Annotated in this window: 14 protein-coding genes, 1 tRNA gene and 1 pseudogene; 11 read left to right on the top strand and 5 right to left on the bottom strand. The window is 53.3% G+C overall.

Going from position 1 to position 16,788, the window contains the following annotated elements; all coding sequences use genetic code 11:
* Positions 1–2 precede the first annotated feature (2 nt).
* Both POG22_RS02335 and POG22_RS02330 read right to left on the bottom strand, forming a co-directional pair.
* Entirely contained in the window at positions 3–1,145 is a 1,143-nt protein-coding gene (locus tag POG22_RS02335) for a hemolysin family protein (RefSeq protein ID WP_063714526.1), read from the bottom strand.
* Positions 1,146–1,244: 99 nt separating this feature from the next.
* A complete protein-coding gene (locus POG22_RS02330) occupies positions 1,245–1,382 on the bottom strand; it encodes a hypothetical protein (protein ID WP_017661811.1) in 138 nt (45 codons plus the stop codon).
* Between the two features lie 157 nt (positions 1,383–1,539).
* Between POG22_RS02330 and rimO the strand changes: the two genes are divergently transcribed.
* The 5 genes and pseudogenes from rimO to POG22_RS02305 all read left to right on the top strand — a co-directional run bounded on the left by rimO (position 1,540) and on the right by POG22_RS02305 (position 7,357).
* Positions 1,540–2,889, top strand: a complete 1,350-nt coding sequence (rimO, locus tag POG22_RS02325) for a ribosomal protein S12 methylthiotransferase (RefSeq protein ID WP_498903402.1) — start codon at positions 1,540–1,542, stop codon at positions 2,887–2,889.
* Between the two features lie 668 nt (positions 2,890–3,557).
* Positions 3,558–4,893, top strand: a pseudogene (locus POG22_RS02320) (RNA-guided endonuclease InsQ/TnpB family protein).
* A gap of 155 nt (positions 4,894–5,048) precedes the next feature.
* Entirely contained in the window at positions 5,049–6,107 is a 1,059-nt protein-coding gene (mtnA, locus tag POG22_RS02315) for an S-methyl-5-thioribose-1-phosphate isomerase (RefSeq protein ID WP_063714524.1), read from the top strand.
* Positions 6,108–6,158: 51 nt separating this feature from the next.
* Positions 6,159–6,719 (top strand): pantetheine-phosphate adenylyltransferase, encoded by a 561-nt coding sequence (gene coaD / locus POG22_RS02310; RefSeq protein ID WP_017658744.1) that lies wholly within the window; start codon positions 6,159–6,161, stop codon positions 6,717–6,719.
* A complete protein-coding gene (locus POG22_RS02305; protein WP_498903400.1) occupies positions 6,641–7,357 on the top strand; it encodes a F0F1 ATP synthase subunit B in 717 nt (238 codons plus the stop codon). The genes coaD and POG22_RS02305 overlap by 79 nt, the downstream gene beginning before the upstream one ends.
* A gap of 311 nt (positions 7,358–7,668) precedes the next feature.
* Here POG22_RS02305 and POG22_RS02300 read toward each other — a convergent pair.
* A tRNA-Gln gene (locus tag POG22_RS02300) sits at positions 7,669–7,740 on the bottom strand.
* Positions 7,741–8,450: 710 nt separating this feature from the next.
* On the opposite strand from POG22_RS02300, the gene POG22_RS02295 reads away from it, so the two are divergent.
* Positions 8,451–9,446: a DUF3747 domain-containing protein gene (locus tag POG22_RS02295; RefSeq protein ID WP_063714521.1), complete on the top strand. Its 996-nt coding sequence runs from the start codon at positions 8,451–8,453 to the stop codon at positions 9,444–9,446.
* Between the two features lie 319 nt (positions 9,447–9,765).
* Here the strand turns inward: POG22_RS02295 and POG22_RS02290 are convergent, their stop codons facing one another.
* Complete coding sequence (locus tag POG22_RS02290) at positions 9,766–9,957, bottom strand: hypothetical protein (protein ID WP_498903398.1); 192 nt, start codon at positions 9,955–9,957, stop codon at positions 9,766–9,768.
* Between POG22_RS02290 and POG22_RS02285 the strand changes: the two genes are divergently transcribed.
* From POG22_RS02285 to POG22_RS02265, 5 genes are all read left to right on the top strand, one after another.
* Complete coding sequence (locus POG22_RS02285) at positions 9,956–11,338, top strand: nicotinate phosphoribosyltransferase (protein ID WP_498903396.1); 1,383 nt, start codon at positions 9,956–9,958, stop codon at positions 11,336–11,338. The genes POG22_RS02290 and POG22_RS02285 overlap by 2 nt on opposite strands.
* A gap of 5 nt (positions 11,339–11,343) precedes the next feature.
* Positions 11,344–11,943 (top strand): nicotinate-nucleotide adenylyltransferase, encoded by a 600-nt coding sequence (locus POG22_RS02280; protein ID WP_017658750.1) that lies wholly within the window; start codon positions 11,344–11,346, stop codon positions 11,941–11,943.
* Positions 11,944–12,098: 155 nt separating this feature from the next.
* Positions 12,099–12,863, top strand: coding sequence for an NUDIX hydrolase (locus POG22_RS02275; protein ID WP_223307274.1), 765 nt, complete (start codon positions 12,099–12,101; stop codon positions 12,861–12,863).
* A gap of 74 nt (positions 12,864–12,937) precedes the next feature.
* Positions 12,938–13,612, top strand: coding sequence for a deoxyribonuclease V (gene nfi, locus POG22_RS02270; RefSeq protein ID WP_017658752.1), 675 nt, complete (start codon positions 12,938–12,940; stop codon positions 13,610–13,612).
* A gap of 166 nt (positions 13,613–13,778) precedes the next feature.
* Positions 13,779–15,506, top strand: coding sequence for an NAD+ synthase (locus tag POG22_RS02265; protein ID WP_063714533.1), 1,728 nt, complete (start codon positions 13,779–13,781; stop codon positions 15,504–15,506).
* Between the two features lie 140 nt (positions 15,507–15,646).
* On the opposite strand, the gene POG22_RS02260 is transcribed toward POG22_RS02265, so the two are convergent.
* The gene (locus POG22_RS02260; RefSeq protein WP_063714519.1) at positions 15,647–16,726 is read right to left on the bottom strand and encodes a Fe(3+) ABC transporter substrate-binding protein; all 1,080 of its coding nucleotides are present in this window, start codon (positions 16,724–16,726) and stop codon (positions 15,647–15,649) included.
* Between the last annotated feature and the right edge of the window lie 62 nt (positions 16,727–16,788).

Below are 16,788 nucleotides of genomic sequence, written 5' to 3'. Positions count from 1 at the left end.
CCTTAACGGCGTCTTCGGCGATCGAACGGAGAGGATAAATCGTTGTTTTCGGGCGATCGAACGGCTTTCGCCGCCCGTTTCACCCGTTCTAACCGACTCGGAAAATCGCTTTCATCGTAAATTTCCCCCACCAGTTCCTCGAGAATGTCTTCGAGGGTAATCAACCCCACCGTTCCCCCGTACTCGTCCACTACGATCGCCATGTGCAACTGTTGTTGTAACATCTCCTTGAGCAGATCGGCGATACGCTTGGTTTCGGGAACGTAAACCGGTTCGTCCATCACCGACGTTACCAATTCCATCGCGCGATCGCCCGAGGGACGGGATCTCAACTGCTGCAACGCCCGTTTTAAATGAACCACCCCAACAATTCGATCTTTCGACTCCTCCTGAACCGGAATCCGCGAATAGCCCGTCTCCAAACACAAATCTACCAATTCCTGTAACGTCGCCTCGTGGGAAATCGTCCGCATTTCAATCCGGGGTTTCACCACATCTTTCGCACTGAGGCGATCGAGCATCAACGCCTTATGCAGCAGTTGGTGTTTGTGAAAGTCTAACTTGCCTTTGCCTCCCAACACCTCGATCATCAACTGCAAATCCTTCACCGACTCTCCCTGTTGCGCCTGCCGCGACTGAAACTGACGCAACGCCACCTGAGTAATCGTCTCGAACAGGCGAATCACCCCTAAAAACGAGAGCAATTGCGACAACCAATAAATGGGGCGCACCACCACCATAAAAATCGGTAAAACGTTGTTGATGGCGACGGATTTCGGCACGATTTCCCCGAAGGTTAACACGAGAAACGTGACGACTGCCGTGGCGATACCGATGCCTCGATTTCCCAACCAGAGGCTAAACAAATTGCTTGTCAAAATCGCCGACAGGTTGTTAACCAGGGTATTCCCCACCAGCAACGTAATAATGAAGCGAGTGCGATTCGCTTGCAGGATTTGGACAATCCGCTTGGGAGTATTTGCCTCCTGCATCAACGCCCGTAACTTGAAATTGTCTAAGGCGGTAATCGCCGTTTCCGATCCGGCAAAGAACCCTGACAGCAGTAGCATCACACACAGCGTAACGATATCGAGCCAGACACTACCCAACAACGGCTCGATTTCCGCAACTGCAAACAGGAACATTGAAGAAGGTATCAAAATGTCGATCGACAAGAGAAACCCTGACTCGCCTCGCGGCTGAGCCAGGATTTTCCAAAACTGTGAAAGGCTAGAGGGGGAGGTTTATCCGGCATACGCGGCTTGGTATGCCCACCACAGCAGAAACGCGATACCGCCGAGAACCAGAATCGAAGAGAGGGCGATCGCAACGGGCGTATCTGCGCCCTTGAATTTCATAATGCCGCGATTGAGGTCAGTCATAATCCAGTCGTTTGCTAACAGGACTTGTGTCGAGTGATTTCAGTGGAGGGCGATCGAGCCGAACCACTCCGTTACAGTGTAACGATCGGCTCCCTGTAGTGTACACTATCTGAGGCGATGTCAGACAGATTTTACTCCTAGGATATTTGATTTCGGTATGAGCAGCAAGCCCGCAATTTCCTTTTCTCACCTCGGATGCGAGAAAAATCGCATCGATACCGAGCATATGCTGGGATTGCTCTTAGAAGCGGGGTATCCCGTCGAAGCCAGCGAGGATTTTGCCGATTACGTCATCGTCAATACCTGTAGCTTCATCCAGGCGGCGCGAGAAGAGTCGGTGCGAATCCTCGTCGAACTCGCCGAAGAGAACAAAAAAATTATTATCACCGGCTGCATGGCGCAACACTTCCAAGAGGAGTTGTTAGCCGAAATTCCCGAAGCGGTTGCCGTGGTGGGAACCGGGGACTATAACAAAATTGTAGATGTCGTCAAACGCGCCGAAGCCGGAGAGCGCGTCAAAGAAATTTCCGCCGAACCGACGTATATCGCCGACGAGTCTACCCCTCGCTACCGAACCACCAACGAGGGCGTCGCCTATTTGCGGATTGCCGAAGGCTGCGATTACCGCTGTGCCTTTTGTATTATTCCCCATTTGCGGGGCAACCAGCGATCGCGTGCGATCGAGTCCATCGTCGCCGAAGCCGAACAACTCGCCGCCCAAGGGGTGAAAGAGTTGGTATTGATTTCGCAGATTACCACCAACTACGGCGTCGATTTATACGGAAAACCCAAACTCGCCGAATTGCTGCGGGAACTCGGAAAAATAGAGGTTCCCTGGATTCGCATGCACTACACCTATCCCACAGGCGTCACCGCAGAGGTTATCGACGCCATCCGCGAAACCCCCAACGTCATCCCCTATTTAGACTTACCGCTACAGCATTCCCACCCTGACATTCTCAAATCGATGAACCGTCCCTGGCAAGGGCGCGTCAACGATGCCATTCTCGATCGCATTAAAGCCGAACTCCCCGAAGCCGTCATGCGAACCACGTTCATCGTCGGCTTCCCTGGGGAAACGGAGGAACATTTCCAGCATTTAGTGGAGTTCGTACAGCGTCACGAATTCGATCACGTCGGCGTCTTCACCTTCTCCCCAGAAGAGGAAACCCCTGCGTTCTCCATGGAAAACCAAGTGCCGCAAGAGGTGATGGACGAACGGCGCGATATCCTGATGTCCGTCCAACAGCCGATTTCCCTCAAACGTAACCAGGCGCAAATCGGGAAAGTTGTCGATGTGTTAATTGAAGAAGCCAACCCCCGCACCGGACAACTCATCGGGCGTTCTGCTCGTTTCGCCCCTGACGTGGACGGCGTAATTTACATTGAAGGTTCGGCGCAGTTGGGTTCGATGGTTCCCGTGATGGTGACAGATGCGGACGCTTACGACTTGTTCGGACGAGTCGCCACCGCCGCAGATTTGAAACAGCACGCTTTGGCGGTTTAAGGTTTAAGGTCGTTTTTTGGCGGTTTTCGCGATTTTTAGCAACTTGAAAGCACCGCCGCCACCTCCCCCCTTGACTTGGGGGGAAATTCGTTTTACAATATTTGTATTCTTATACGATTTTTATATATTTACCAAGTTGATTCTTTAATCAATATTAATTTTGATAAGCTTTCCAGGACCCTGGCATTTCCGAAATGCTGGGGTTCTCTGGCATTACGTTTTCGTCGAGTTCGCCCCTCTCGCTTGGCTCAACGCATCATTTCCCGAGCCGTATTCTGCCAGCGATCGACCTGCATTCCATAATTGATAACTCCCTTTGATACGTTCCCATTGGTCGTCACGTAGAGCGTAGCGCCGTGTTATAAGGGTTTCGAGAAACTTGAGCGGACCGACAGCAGACTACCCATGTTTCTCTCTTTGTCAACTCTTTTAATTGATAACACGCCCTAGAAACTCTTAACTCTTCCCTGAAAGAGGCGCACCGCTACCTGTCAACCCACCCCCGAGAAAATCTTGCCCGTTGTCAGATCGACATGACGTTACCGTGTCATGTACCACACTCATCAAAAATCGCGTCGGGAGACCCCGATTTCAGGCGATAGCCGAATCGTGGAGGAACGACGCACCTCCACTGGTGGGTTTACAGTTAAAATGTTAATATGTGAGGCATGGTACTCAGAGCGTTCCGATACCGTTTTTACCCGACCCCCGAACAGGAACACCTCCTGCATCGGACGCTCGGTTGCGTTCGTCTGGTTTACAACAAAGCCTTGGATGCCCGAACCGAGGCGTGGTACGAACGACAAGAACGGATTGGATACGCTCAAACCTCGTCGATGTTGACGCAATGGAAACAGGAAGAGGAGTTGCAGTTTCTCAATGACGTGAGCTGCGTTCCCCTCCAATAGGGATTGCGACACCTTCAAAAAGCGTTCGCCAATTTCTTCGCCAAACGTGCCAAATATCCCAAGTTTAAAAAGAAACGGAATGGTGGCAGTGCGGAGTTGACTCGTTCTGCCTTTCGTTGGAAAGACGGACAGTTGTGGATTGCTAAATCTAGCGAACCCCTCAACATCCGGTGGAGCCGTCAGCTTCCCAAAGGAGCCGAACCTTCGACTGTTACCATCCGTTTCGACCCCTCGGGACGCTGGCACGTTTCGTTGTTGGTCGAAGACGACACCGTTAAGCCTCTTCCCACAACCGAGAAATCCATCGGCGTCGATGTGGGGATTAACTCTTTGGCCGTCACCTCTGATGGCGAGAAGATTACCAATCCCCGACATTTCAACCAACATTACAAGCGTTTGCGACGCGCTCAAAAGGCTCTTTCTCGTAAGATGAAGGACTCGAAGAACCAGGAGAAAGCGCGTCGGAAAGTGGCGAAGATTTACGCCAAGATTACCGATTCTCGGACAGACTATCTGCATAAGCGGTGCGACCCCGCGCCGTCGCACGGACGGGGCTTACAGGGTGCGGACGCAGGTTCCGCACACAGCCCCTCCGCTAGGGAACGCGCACCAAGAGAGCTGAGTACTCGACTCGTTCGTGAGAACCAAACGATTGTGGTCGAGGACTTGTCGGTCAAGAACATGGTGAAGAACCCCAAACTTGCCCGACACATCTCGGATTGTGCTTGGGGCGAGTTCGTTAACCAACTGGACTACAAATGTCAGTGGTATGGCAGAACTCTCGTCAAGGTAGACAAGTGGTTTCCGAGTAGTAAACGATGTGGACACTGTGGACATATCGTCGAATCGTTGCCGTTGAGCGTTAGAGAGTGGACTTGTCCTGAATGTGGGACGCACCACGACCGAGACCTCAACGCCGCGAAGAACCTTTTGGCGGCGGGACACGCCGTGTCAGTCTGTGGAGCGGACGTAAGACGCAGTCTTCGCAGCTCTCGGATGCAAGCTCCGAGAGAACGAAGACCCAAAGGACACGAGTCTAGAGGGCAGTTAGTTGCGAAAAACCCGTAAGGGAAGGAAACAGAAACCCAAATCGTGAGGTTTGGGAATCCCCGACCTCAGCGAAGCGGGTCGGGGAGGATGTCAACATGATGAAGTGATGCAAGAATGCGATGATGGGAAGCGAAACGTCACGACTCTGGGTTTCTGTTGACGGTTTGTTGTCCAATCCGCTTATCGAATTATCGAATTACTATGTTGTACCCCGTTGTTTGGCGCGAGGATCGCGTCGCCCTCATCGACCAAAACCGCTTACCTCGGGAATACACCCAAGTTGAAATTCGCCGCAGCGACGATATGGCGGTGGCGATTAAAACGATGATCGTGCGGGGGGCGCCCGCCATTGGCGTCGCTGCTGCTTACGGGATGTATCTGGGGGCGCGGGAAATCGATACCCGCGATCGCACGGCGTTTCTCGAACGTCTCGAAGCCATCGGACAGATGTTGCGGGAAACGCGACCGACAGCGGTTAATTTATTCTGGGCGATCGAGCGTATGTTGAAGGTCGCCAAAGAAACCCCTGGTTCCGTCGAAGAAGTGCGACAAATTCTCCTCGAAACTGCTCACGCCGTCAATCGCGAAGATTTGCAAACTTGTCAAGCGATCGGCGATCGCGGGTTGGAGGTGTTGCCCCAAACCCCGGAAAAACTGCGCTTGTTAACTCACTGTAACGCGGGCGCTTTGGCGACGGCGGGATACGGAACCGCCCTCGGCGTGGTGCGATCGGCGCAAACGGCGAATCGCCTCGAACGCCTCTACGCCGACGAAACTCGCCCTCGCTTGCAAGGGGCAAAACTGACCACTTGGGAATGTTTGCAAGATGGAATTCCCGTGACGGTGATTACCGACAGCATGGCGGCACACTGCATGAAGCAGGGTATGGTGGATGCTGTCGTAGTCGGTGCCGATCGCATCGCCGCCAACGGCGACACCGCCAACAAAATTGGGACTTACAGCCTCGCGTTGGTGGCCAAAGCGCACGATATTCCCTTTTTCGTGGCCGCCCCGCGATCGACGGTTGACTTAAGCCTCGGCGACGGTAGCCAAATTCCTATTGAAGAACGCGATCCCTCAGAAATCTATCAAATCGGTAACACGCGCCTGGTTCCCGTTGGGGCAGACTTTTACAACCCTGCTTTCGACGTGACGCCAGCCGACTTGATTACGGCGATCGTGACGGAAGTGGGGGCGTTTAGTCCCGATCGCTTGTGCGAAGCCTTTGAAAAAGACGCTTCGATCGCGCCGTCTCCATAAATTCACTAAAAACGGGCGTGTACAATAGCAATAAGTTTCAGTTCCGCTCTCATGCCTTACAAGCGTGAAAACGTCGTTGCCATTTACCCCGGCAGTTTCGATCCGATCACCCTCGGCCACCTCGACATTATCGAGCGAGGGTGTCGTTTGTTTGACAAAGTGATTGTTGCCGTGGTAACAAATCCCAATAAAAATCCACTATTCGGCGTTCGAGATCGGATGCGTCTCATTCGGGCGAGTACCTCGCACCTGAGTAACCTCGAAGTCGATAGTTTTGATGGTTTGACCGTCAACTACGCCCACATCCAACAAGCGACGGTGTTACTGCGTGGCTTGCGAGTCTTATCGGACTTCGAGATGGAACTGCAAATGGCTCACACCAATAAAACCTTATCTGAAGCGATCGAAACGGTTTTTTTGGCGACGAGCAACGAATACAGTTTCCTCAGCAGTAGCGTGGTCAAAGAGATCGCTCGCTTCGGCGGCTCTGTCGATCGCTTCGTTCCTCAACCTGTTGCCATAGAGATTTATCGATGTTACGCCAGGACTCAGCCGGGATCGACCCCAAATCAGACAGCCCCCAACCTCAAGGCGAACCCGCCCAAACTGTAGCGCCCGAACAACGCCAAGAGGGAGCTAATCAAGGCAGCGTCAACGTTCAGCAGGCGCTCAACCGACTCGAGGAAGCGATTCTCGACAGTCCCCGCATTCCGTTTACGGGGCGGACGCTGGTAGACGAGGAACCGCTTCTCGATATTCTCGACGCGATTCGTCTCAACCTTCCGGCGGCGTTTCAGGAAGCCGAAGAGGTGATTCGGCAAAAAGACGAGATTCTCCGCCAAGCGGAACAGTACGGACGAGAAATTGTGGACGCGGCGGAACAGCAAGCCGCCAGTATTCTCGATGAAATGGGCTTAGTCCGACAGGCGAAGGTGGAAGCCGATCGCTTGCGCCAACAAGTTCAAGCCGATTGTGAAGTCGCTCGAGAACGGGCGATCGCCGAAATCGAACAGATGCAGCGTCAGGCGCAACAGGAACTCGAAGAGGTTCGCGCTCGCGCCTTGGCTGAAGCCGAACAAATTGAAGCCGGAGCCGACGAGTACGCCGATCGCGTGTTGCGGAATATCGAACAGCAACTCAGCGATATGATGCGAGTCATTCGCAACGGACGCCAGCAACTTCAACAGGAAGTCGCCTATCGAGCGCATCAGAAAGAGCCGAAAGTAAATCCGAACGTGCGGCGGTATTGAATTTGCGGTCAGTTGTAACGGTTTTAAGGGTTAGAACGATCTCGATCGCGAACTTTTGAAGATCGAACTTCCCTTTAAGTTGATATTTTCTTCAATCTCAACAGCAGTATGTAAAAAAAGAATAAGAGGCAGCGCTAAAACTGCCTCTTTCTTTTAACATATGAAGGTGAACTACCGCTATTGAATCAAAGATTACAATAGTGGCTTCCTACCCAAAGAATGGCTTTCTATCCCGAAAGATAACGAGTTTTATATTCTGGCGATAGGCGGAAAACCCTCGTCCCGAAGGCCAAAAAAGTTAAAGTTAGGAGCTGGGGCGGAAGGATTCGAACCTCCGAATGGCGGGACCAAAACCCGCTGCCTTACCGCTTGGCGACGCCCCATCGCGTCCGCGTTAACTATAGTAACAACCCCGCTAGGGGGTGTCAAGAGTTTTTTGCGATTTTTTTTGCGATTTTTGGGTTCTGCCAGAGATAGTCGCTCGGATAGGCTAGGCTGGAGCGACTCCCAACACCCAACAGTGGCCGGGTTAGGACGTTGAGCTTCACTCCGTCCGATAGAGAGAACTCTCACGGTACTCAAGATCGTCGATTTCTCACGTTCTCATCCCCCAATGCTCTGCCGAATTTGGGGAGAAGAAAAGCCGTTTTATCGTCAAAAATTCAGATAGATTTCAGGCGATCGCCGTGGGTCTCTCGAAAACTTTAACCAACTCCAAATAACGCTCGAACTGCAACGCCTCCTCGTTTGTGTTTTCCTCAAATCGCTTTAGACAAAAGAGGCGGTGTTGCTGTAGTTCGGACAGAGCAGTCTCGTTCGAGAATTGCCAGATATAGCTGATTTCGGATCGAGACTGGTCTCGATCGCTCAAATCGATCGGACGTTGACGTGCGATCGCGTTTCCTCGCGTCGATTTTAGAAAAAACCGAAATTTTACGCCTCGAACCGATCGCAATTTACCGAACAGTAAACTGTCACATTAACCAGTGGACAGTTGTAGAAGTAGAACCGATTCAAACTCAGACCCCCAAGGCGATCGCCACAATAAAACCATACGACGCAAACCCTCATCGCTGACTCAGGAACACACACCATGAAAACCGCTTTTCCTCTTAAAGTCGCCGCTCTCTCGACGCTCGCTCTATCTACCATCGGTTTGGGGGCGACCTTCACCCCCAAACCCGCCGAAGCCGCACTGTTCGGACAACAAGAAGTCCGCCAACGGGACTTCGTCGCCGTCGCCGCACCCGTCGGCGACACCGGACGCCATCAACTCCTCGTCATCGAACAGCAAGCGAGTTCTCGTCCTTGCTGGTCTGAAAGCGGTGCGAATCCTACCGTCGTCGATCCGTTACTGTTGAACTTCGACTTTACAGGAATCTGCGGACGCTCTACCGATAGCAACGGTTACTCGATTCGCGTTGGCGGACAAGACTTAGGCATTCAGTACAGCCTGCGCGTCGTCCGTCGCGGTGACGATATCGTTCTCATGGGAGTTCCGTTCCGTCCCAACCAACCGACGCTCGAACTCGGACGGACTGGATACACCCGCGATTTCGCCCGCATCGACTTAAACCCCGGCTGGCGTTTCGCCAAACGAACCTATCAAGGTCGTACCCTCGGTCACGTCTATCTCACGAACGACCTCAGCTTGAGCGCCTTAGCACAACAGTCAGATAATATCGCCGACCGTCCGACAACGCCAAACGAAGACGATAAAGAAATCGATTCGCCGACGCAAGAGCAGGATTGGCGCGACGAAATTCAACTGACGAACGAGCAAGAAAGCGATATTGCCTCGATTCGCCAACGTTACCTGGCCGAAAACTCTCGCTTGCAAGGTCAACTCGACGAAGCTCGCCGCGAACTGCAAGAGATGACCATCGGCGATGCGTCGAACCGTCAAATTCGCCGTCAGCGTAAAGTGGTGGAAAATCTGCGCGAGGATATCTACGACCTCCGCTTCGACAGCATCATGGAAATTCGCGAGACGATGTCTGTCGAGCAACGGATGGCGTTTGCAGAATTGATGGACTTGCAAGGACAAACCGTCGATGCTGACGAGGTGTTGACGAGTCTTCTCCGCTAAGGGTGCTAGTTTCTCAAGCTGCGATCGACCCAACACAGTCTCCACAGGTTCGACGATGCACGGTCGGGCGTTCTCCTCCTCAGAGAGCGCCCTTTTTCAGTGAAGAGAGAACAGTGAAGTCGTAGGGTGCGTGACTCGAAAAATAGGGTGTAAATCCTGAGACCGATCGCTTTGTCACGCACCGCCAATGTACACCGCCAACATACAAGGGCGCGTGACCTAAAGATAGGAGAAATATTGTGCCTTACCGGCCAACCCGTCACGCACCGACTCCACAGGTGTCCTTGTCTTCCTCCTCATCCCCTCATCAGAGATTCGGTTAACCGCCCTCGATCGCGGGTCGATAACCGATTAACCAATTTTGGTAATTTTCACTATAATTACCGTAACCGCTTAAAAATCGCTTCGCGATCGCAACGCGGAACGGAGTTCTTTCGCACATTTCGACTAACCCCACGCCGAACGCTCGTAACGAGGAGCGTTCTCTTGCCGTACCCAAGTTTCGAGCCATGACTTCTACTCAATCTTTAACCACTGACGATCGACGGCTCAACGTCTCTCCGGCAGACTACAGCTTGTTAACCGATCTCTATCAACTCACGATGGCGGCTTGCTATATCGGTGAGGGGTTAGAACAACAACAGGCCAGTTTCGAGTTGTTCGTTCGCAAATTGCCCGATCGCTTCGGATATCTCATTGCGATGGGACTCGAACAGGCGATCGAATATATCGAAAACTTGCGCTTTAGCCAGGAACAAATCGAAACCCTCAAAGGAACGGGAATTTTTTCCCAAGCGAGCGATCGCTTTTGGGAAACCCTGGCTGAAATGCGCTTTAGCGGTAACGTTTGGGCAGTTCCCGAAGGAACGGCCGTCTTTGCTAACGAACCCTTACTACGCGTCGAAGCCCCCCTCTGGCAAGCGCAACTCCTCGAAACTTACGTTCTCAACGTCATCAACACCCAAAGCCTCATCGCCACGCGAGCCGCTCGCATTCGCGACGTAGCCGGAGAACGGGCGCTCTTGCTCGAGTTTGGGACGCGACGGGCGTTTAGCCCCCAAGCCTCTCTGTTTGCTGCCCGAGCCTCCATTGCAGCAGGGTTTAACTCCACCTCTAACGTGTTGGCGGCGTTCAAACTGGGGCGCAAACCCACCGGAACGATGGCGCATTCCCTGGTGCAAGCTTTGCGAGCGATGGAAGGTAGCGAATCCCATGCGTTTACGGCCTTTCACCACCACTTCCCCGGTGCGCCACTCCTCATCGACACTTACGATACGGTGGCCGCCGCCCGTCAAATCGCCCATCGTCTCGAAACCGGAGAGATGGACTTGCACGGTGTCCGCATCGACTCCGGGGACATTGCGGCGTTGTCGAAAGAGGTGCGATCGATCCTCCCCGACATTCCCATCTTTGCCAGCGGCGACTTGGACGAGTGGGAAATCGCCCGATTGCTGGCCGACGGTGCCGTTATCGACGGCTACGGCGTCGGTACCAAACTCGTGTCTGGGGAAGCTCTCAACGGCGTGTACAAACTCGTCGAAGTCGATAGCGTTCCCGTGATGAAAAAATCCAGCGGCAAACAAACCTATCCCGGTCGCAAACAGGTATTTCGTCGCATCGACAACGGACAGTGGGTCGGCGATCGCTTAACCTTAAGCGACGAGGCTGCCAAAGACGGAGAAAAACCGCTCCTCGAACTCGTCGTCAAAGACGGCAAAATCCTCAAACCGTTGGATTCCTTAGAATCTATTTCCAAACGAACCACCGCCAACGTCGCCATGTTACCCCGCGACGCTCGGAACATCCTCGAGCCGAAGCCCCCCGAAGTGCGCGTTTCGGCAGCATTAGACGACCTCACCGACAAGGTGTCGCAAGCCTTATCAAATTTGTAATCCCAATGACCCATCCTCCCTCCACTGCACCTCGTATCGCCCTGTTCGGCACCAGTGCCGACCCGCCGAGTGTCGCGCACCGAACCATTTTACGCTGGTTGTCCGAGCGGTTCGATCGCGTGGCCGTTTGGGCGTCGGACAATCCCTTCAAATCCCACCAAACCCCCCTCGAACACCGGGCGGCCATGCTGGGGTTGACTATTGAAGAGTTACAGCTCGAAGATGCCGACTCCGGACGCTGTCAAAATGTGGAGGTGTACCCGGAACTGAGCAGCGCCCGCAGCCTTACCAGCGTCAAAACAGCTCGGGCGTTATGGCAAACTGCCGATCTCACCCTCGTCATCGGGTCGGATTTGATCTCGCAACTGCCTCAGTGGTATCGCGTGGACGAGTTGCTGGAATTGGTAACGCTGCTCGTGATTCCCCGACCGGGAGCGCCCATCGAAGCGGCAGACATGGAACAATTAAGACAAATCGCTCGAGTAGAAGTGGCGGATTTACACGCGCCGGACGTCTCTTCGACGAAGTACCGTCAAAGTCGCGATTCCGACACGGTTCCGCCTAGTGTCGAAGCCTATATCGATCGCGAGAAACTCTACGCTTAACTGGGTCGAATCGCAATCGTAGGGGGCGTGCTTATCGGGGTAGAGTGCAGAGGGCAGAGTGTAGAGTGGGAATTCCTCTTTAACGCTTCACTCTACACGCTTAGCTCTTCACCGAAGATCGCGCACCACTCGAAAAACATCATCAGGAGACGCATATGGAACAGTGTGGAGAGCAAGATAATGCCGATGCTCTAGCTCTCTCCTCCGAACGGGCAGCCCCCGAACTGGCAGATTTTAAGGTCGGTGTCGATAACGCGATTTTTTCCGTCGATGTGGCAGAAAGTCGCGTGTTGGTGTTGTTAGTGCGGCGGCGAGGGGATACGGCAACGGGACAGTGGAGTTTGCCAGGGACGCTGGTGCGGCGGGGAGAATCCCTCGAAGATGCCGCCTATCGGGTGCTAGCTGAGAAAATCCGCGTGCAAAATCTCTATTTAGAACAGCTTTATACGTTCGGTGGGCCGGGACGCGATCCCCGCGAAGCCCCCGATCGCTTCGGCGTGCGCTATTTGTCCGTAAGTTATTTTGCCCTGGTACAACATGAAGAGGCACAGCTCATTGCTGAAGATGCCCGCGATATCGCTTGGTATCCCCTCGACGACGTGCCGAAACTGGCCTTCGACCACAACGACATCGTGCAGTACGGCTATCGTCGCTTGCGAAACAAACTCGAATACAGTCCGGTTGCGTTTGAGGTGTTACCGGAAGCGTTTACGCTCAACGAACTGTATCAGTTATATACAGCAGTTTTGGGCGAAAATTTTTCGGACTATTCAAATTTTCGATCGCGTCTTTTAAAGTTAGGTATTCTATCAGATACGGGAATTAAAGTGTCCAGAGGTGCGGGACGACCGGCAAGTTTATATCGCTTTGATTTTGAAGCATTCGAGCCGTTACAAGACAAACCTATGGTGTTTATTTAGGCTTTTTTTGAGTGTTTAAAACAGAGTAAATCAAAAAAATAAAAATCGAAATTGTTTTTTTAGAGTATTTTAAAATGCCGCTTTCTCTTCAACACGCTCATCCTTGGCAACTGTCGATCGATCGTGCCAAACAAATCCAAAGCCAACTGCGATCGCTCGTCGTAACCGAAGATCGCCTGGGAACAGTTCGGACAGTTGCCGGGGTCGATGTGGGTTACGACAAAGACACCGATACATCTCAAGCGGCGGTGGTGGTATTGAGTTTTCCCGAACTCGAACTGCTCGAACGTCAGATCGATCGCTACCCAAACCCGTTTCCCTACGTTCCCGGCTTCCTGTCGTTTCGCGAAATTCCGCCGATTTTACAAGCCTTGGACAAACTCAAAACACTCCCCGATTTAATTCTCTGCGACGGCCAGGGCATCGCTCACCCGCGACGGTTTGGCTTAGCCTGTCATCTGGGGGTTCTCACCGACATTCCCACCATCGGCGTCGCTAAATCTCGACTCGTGGGAACCTACGACCCCGTCCCCAGCGAACGGGGAAATTGGGTGTCTCTGTACCACCAAGGAGAAGAAATCGGCGTCGTGTTGCGAACGCGATCGAATGTCAACCCCGTTTTCGTATCCGTCGGTCATCGCATCAGCCTCAAGGGTGCGATCGACTATACCCTCCAATGTACCCCGCGCTATCGCTTGCCCGAAACCACCCGTCTGGCGGACAAACTATCGCGGGAAGCAGCCGTTTGAAGAGCGATCGCTCCATCCTCCTCTCAAAGCTACAGTTTCCCCGAACGTTGCAAAACCCTCTCTGTGTTATCTGTGTCTCTGTGGTAAAAAATCCCACGTTCCGTACAACTTCCAATCGATCTCAGAAAAACCATTAAACTTTTTGGAAACCTTCCGTGACGCAGCCATGAAGATCGCGATCGCCCAACTCAACCCCACCGTCGGCAACCTCATCGACAACGCCCAATCCATCCTCGACGCCGCCCGCAGTGCCGCCGAACGAGGGGCGTCGCTGCTGCTGACACCGGAACTGTCCCTCTGCGGCTATCCCCCTCGCGACTTACTCCTCGACCCCAGCTTTATCGCAGCGATGGAGACGCAACTGCACCATCTCGCCCGAGACATTCCAACCGGACTGACCGTGTTAGTGGGAACCGTCACCCCCAACCCGGACGCCTACGCCGAAGGGGGAAAACCCCTCTTTAACAGCATTGCCCGTCTGCGAGACGGCAAAATTCGAGAGTATTACCACAAGCGACTGTTACCCACTTACGACGTATTCGACGAACACCGCTATTTTGAACCCCACGGTGAAAGTAACTTCTTTACGCTACCGGAACTGTTGTCAGACAACGGACACGCTTACAAAATCGGCGTGACGATTTGCGAGGATTTGTGGAACGACGAGGAATTTTGGGGAAAACGCCACTATCCCTGTAATCCGATCGCCGATCTCGCCCAAGCTGGGGTCGATCTCATCGTCAATCTGTCCGCTTCTCCCTACAGCCTCGGGAAACAGAAGCTTCGCGAGTCCATGTTGCGTCACGTCGCGACTCGCTACAATACCTCGGTTCTCTACGTCAACCAGGTGGGGGGCAACGACGATCTGATTTTCGACGGTAGCAGTATCGCATTTAACCCCGACGGCGAACTGACGTTTCGGGCGAATCACTGCGAAACGGATTTTCAAGTGTTGGACTTTAAGTCGGGACGGTTTGACTCGGCGAACGTCGTACCTCAAGCCGACTGTGCGGAAGCGGAAATTTGGTCGGCGTTGGTGTTGGGACTGCGCGACTACGTTCGCAAATGCGGCTTTTCCAAAGTCGTTCTCGGCTTGAGTGGCGGTATCGACTCGTCGTTGGTGGCGGCGTTGGCGGCGGAAGCCTTGGGAAGCGAAAACGTTTTAGGGGTGTTGATGTCGTCGCCCTATACCTCGAAAGCGTCGGTTGAGGATGCCTTGAAGTTGGCGGAAAATCTCGGCTTGAAAACTCATCATTTGGGCATTCAGACAGTGATGGACAGCTTCGAGGACACGCTGTCGGAGTTGTTCGTGCAAACGGAACCGGATGTGACGGAGGAAAACTTGCAATCGCGGATTCGCGGCACGCTGTTAATGGCGATCTCGAACAAGTTCGGCCATTTGCTGTTATCGACAGGGAACAAGTCGGAAATGGCGGTGGGATATTGCACCCTCTACGGCGATATGGATGGCGGACTGGCGGCAATTTCCGATGTGCCGAAAACGCGGGTGTACAGTCTGTGTCGCTGGTTGAACCGTCGGGAACCGGGGCGGGAAGCGATCCCCGAAAACGTTCCGATCAAGCCGCCGAGTGCGGAACTCAAGCCGGGTCAAGCGGACAGCGATTCGCTACCGCCCTACGACGAACTGGATGATATTTTGCATCGGTTGATTCACGAACATCAGAGTGCGGAACAGATTGCGGCGGCGGGCCACGATCGCGCTACGGTCGATCGCGTCGTTCGCCTAGTCTCGCGGGCAGAGTTCAAACGCCGTCAAGCCCCACCGGGTCTAAAAATCACCGATCGCGCTTTCGGTACGGGCTGGCGGATGCCCGTCGCCTCTCGCCGGAAAACGCCTGAACCTCAGAATTTGGTGTTGGAACCGACAGTTTAAGTCAGAGGGGGACAAGGGAGACAAAGGAGAAACTGTCAACTGTCTTAACTGCTCACTGTTGACTGTTGACTGTTGACTGTTCACTGTAAAAGGGGACAAGGGAGAAAATCTCCCCATCCGATCGTCTCCCCATCACGCGATTACTTCCAACCCGCGCGATCCATAATCATGAGGGCTTCAGCGTTGTTTTTCCCGAAAATTCCCGCGTTGAGGGAATCCTCTTTGAAATCGCTGTATTTTTCCAAAAACGGATTGTCTAACTCGGCGTCTTCCACCACGGGAAATTCGTTATTTCCCTTTGCAAACACCGTCTGCGCCTCGGGACTCACGAGATATTCGATAAACTTCACTGCGTTCTCGGGATGGGGCGCGTTTGCGACGACTCCCGCACCGCTGATGTTGACGTGAGTTCCCCGTCCGTCTTGGTTGGGGAAGAACATATCGATTTTTTCGGCGATCGCTCGATCTTCGGGATCGTCAGAGTTCGCCAACCGCGCCACGTAGTAACTGTTGACCACGGCGATATCGGCCAAACCATCCGCAACCGCGCGAATTTGCGCCGTATCGTTTCCTTCGGGGGGACGCGCGAAGTTTTCAACCACCCCTTTAACCCATTCTTCGGTGGCTTCTTCTCCATCGGCGGCTAAAAGGGAACCGACTAAAGATTGGTTGTAAATGTTGTTCGACGATCGAATCACCAATCTCCCTTCCCATTTGGGATCGGCCAAATCTTCATACGTCGAAAGTTCGCTGGGATCGACGGCGTCTTTGTTATACACGATGACGCGAGCGCGTTTGGAGAGTCCGAACCAGTGACCTTGGGGATCGCGCAGGTTCTCGGGAACTTTGCTTTCGAGGATTTCCGACTCGACGGGTTGTAAAATTCCCGCTTCTTGCGCTCGCCACAACATCCCTGCATCGACGGTAATATAAACGTCTGCTGGGCTGTTGACGCCTTCGCTCTTGATGCGTTCGATGAGTTCGTCTCCTTTGGCTTCGACGAGGTTCACTTCGATTCCGGTTTGTTCGGTAAAGTTCTCGTAGAGGCTGCGATCGGTGTCGTAGTGGCGGGACGAGTACAGGTTGACCACCTGTTCGCCGTTTCCTGTGTCGGTGGCGGCTGAGGGAGTCTCGGGAACGTCGGGTTGAGCGGTGCAGCCGACGACGATCGCCACGACTGCGCTCGCGATACCCATCCAAAAATATTTGAATCGTTTCATGAGTGGGTCAGTTTTAGTCTGTAATTTTTATCAGTTGTAAGATGCGTCGATCGCGCGATCGA

The sequence above is a fragment of the Geitlerinema sp. CS-897 genome, assembly GCF_028368005.1.
GTDB lineage: Bacteria > Cyanobacteriota > Cyanobacteriia > Cyanobacteriales > Geitlerinemataceae > Baaleninema > Baaleninema simplex.
Note: the sequence above shows the minus strand (reverse complement) of the source record. Positions and strands in the feature narration are given on the sequence as shown.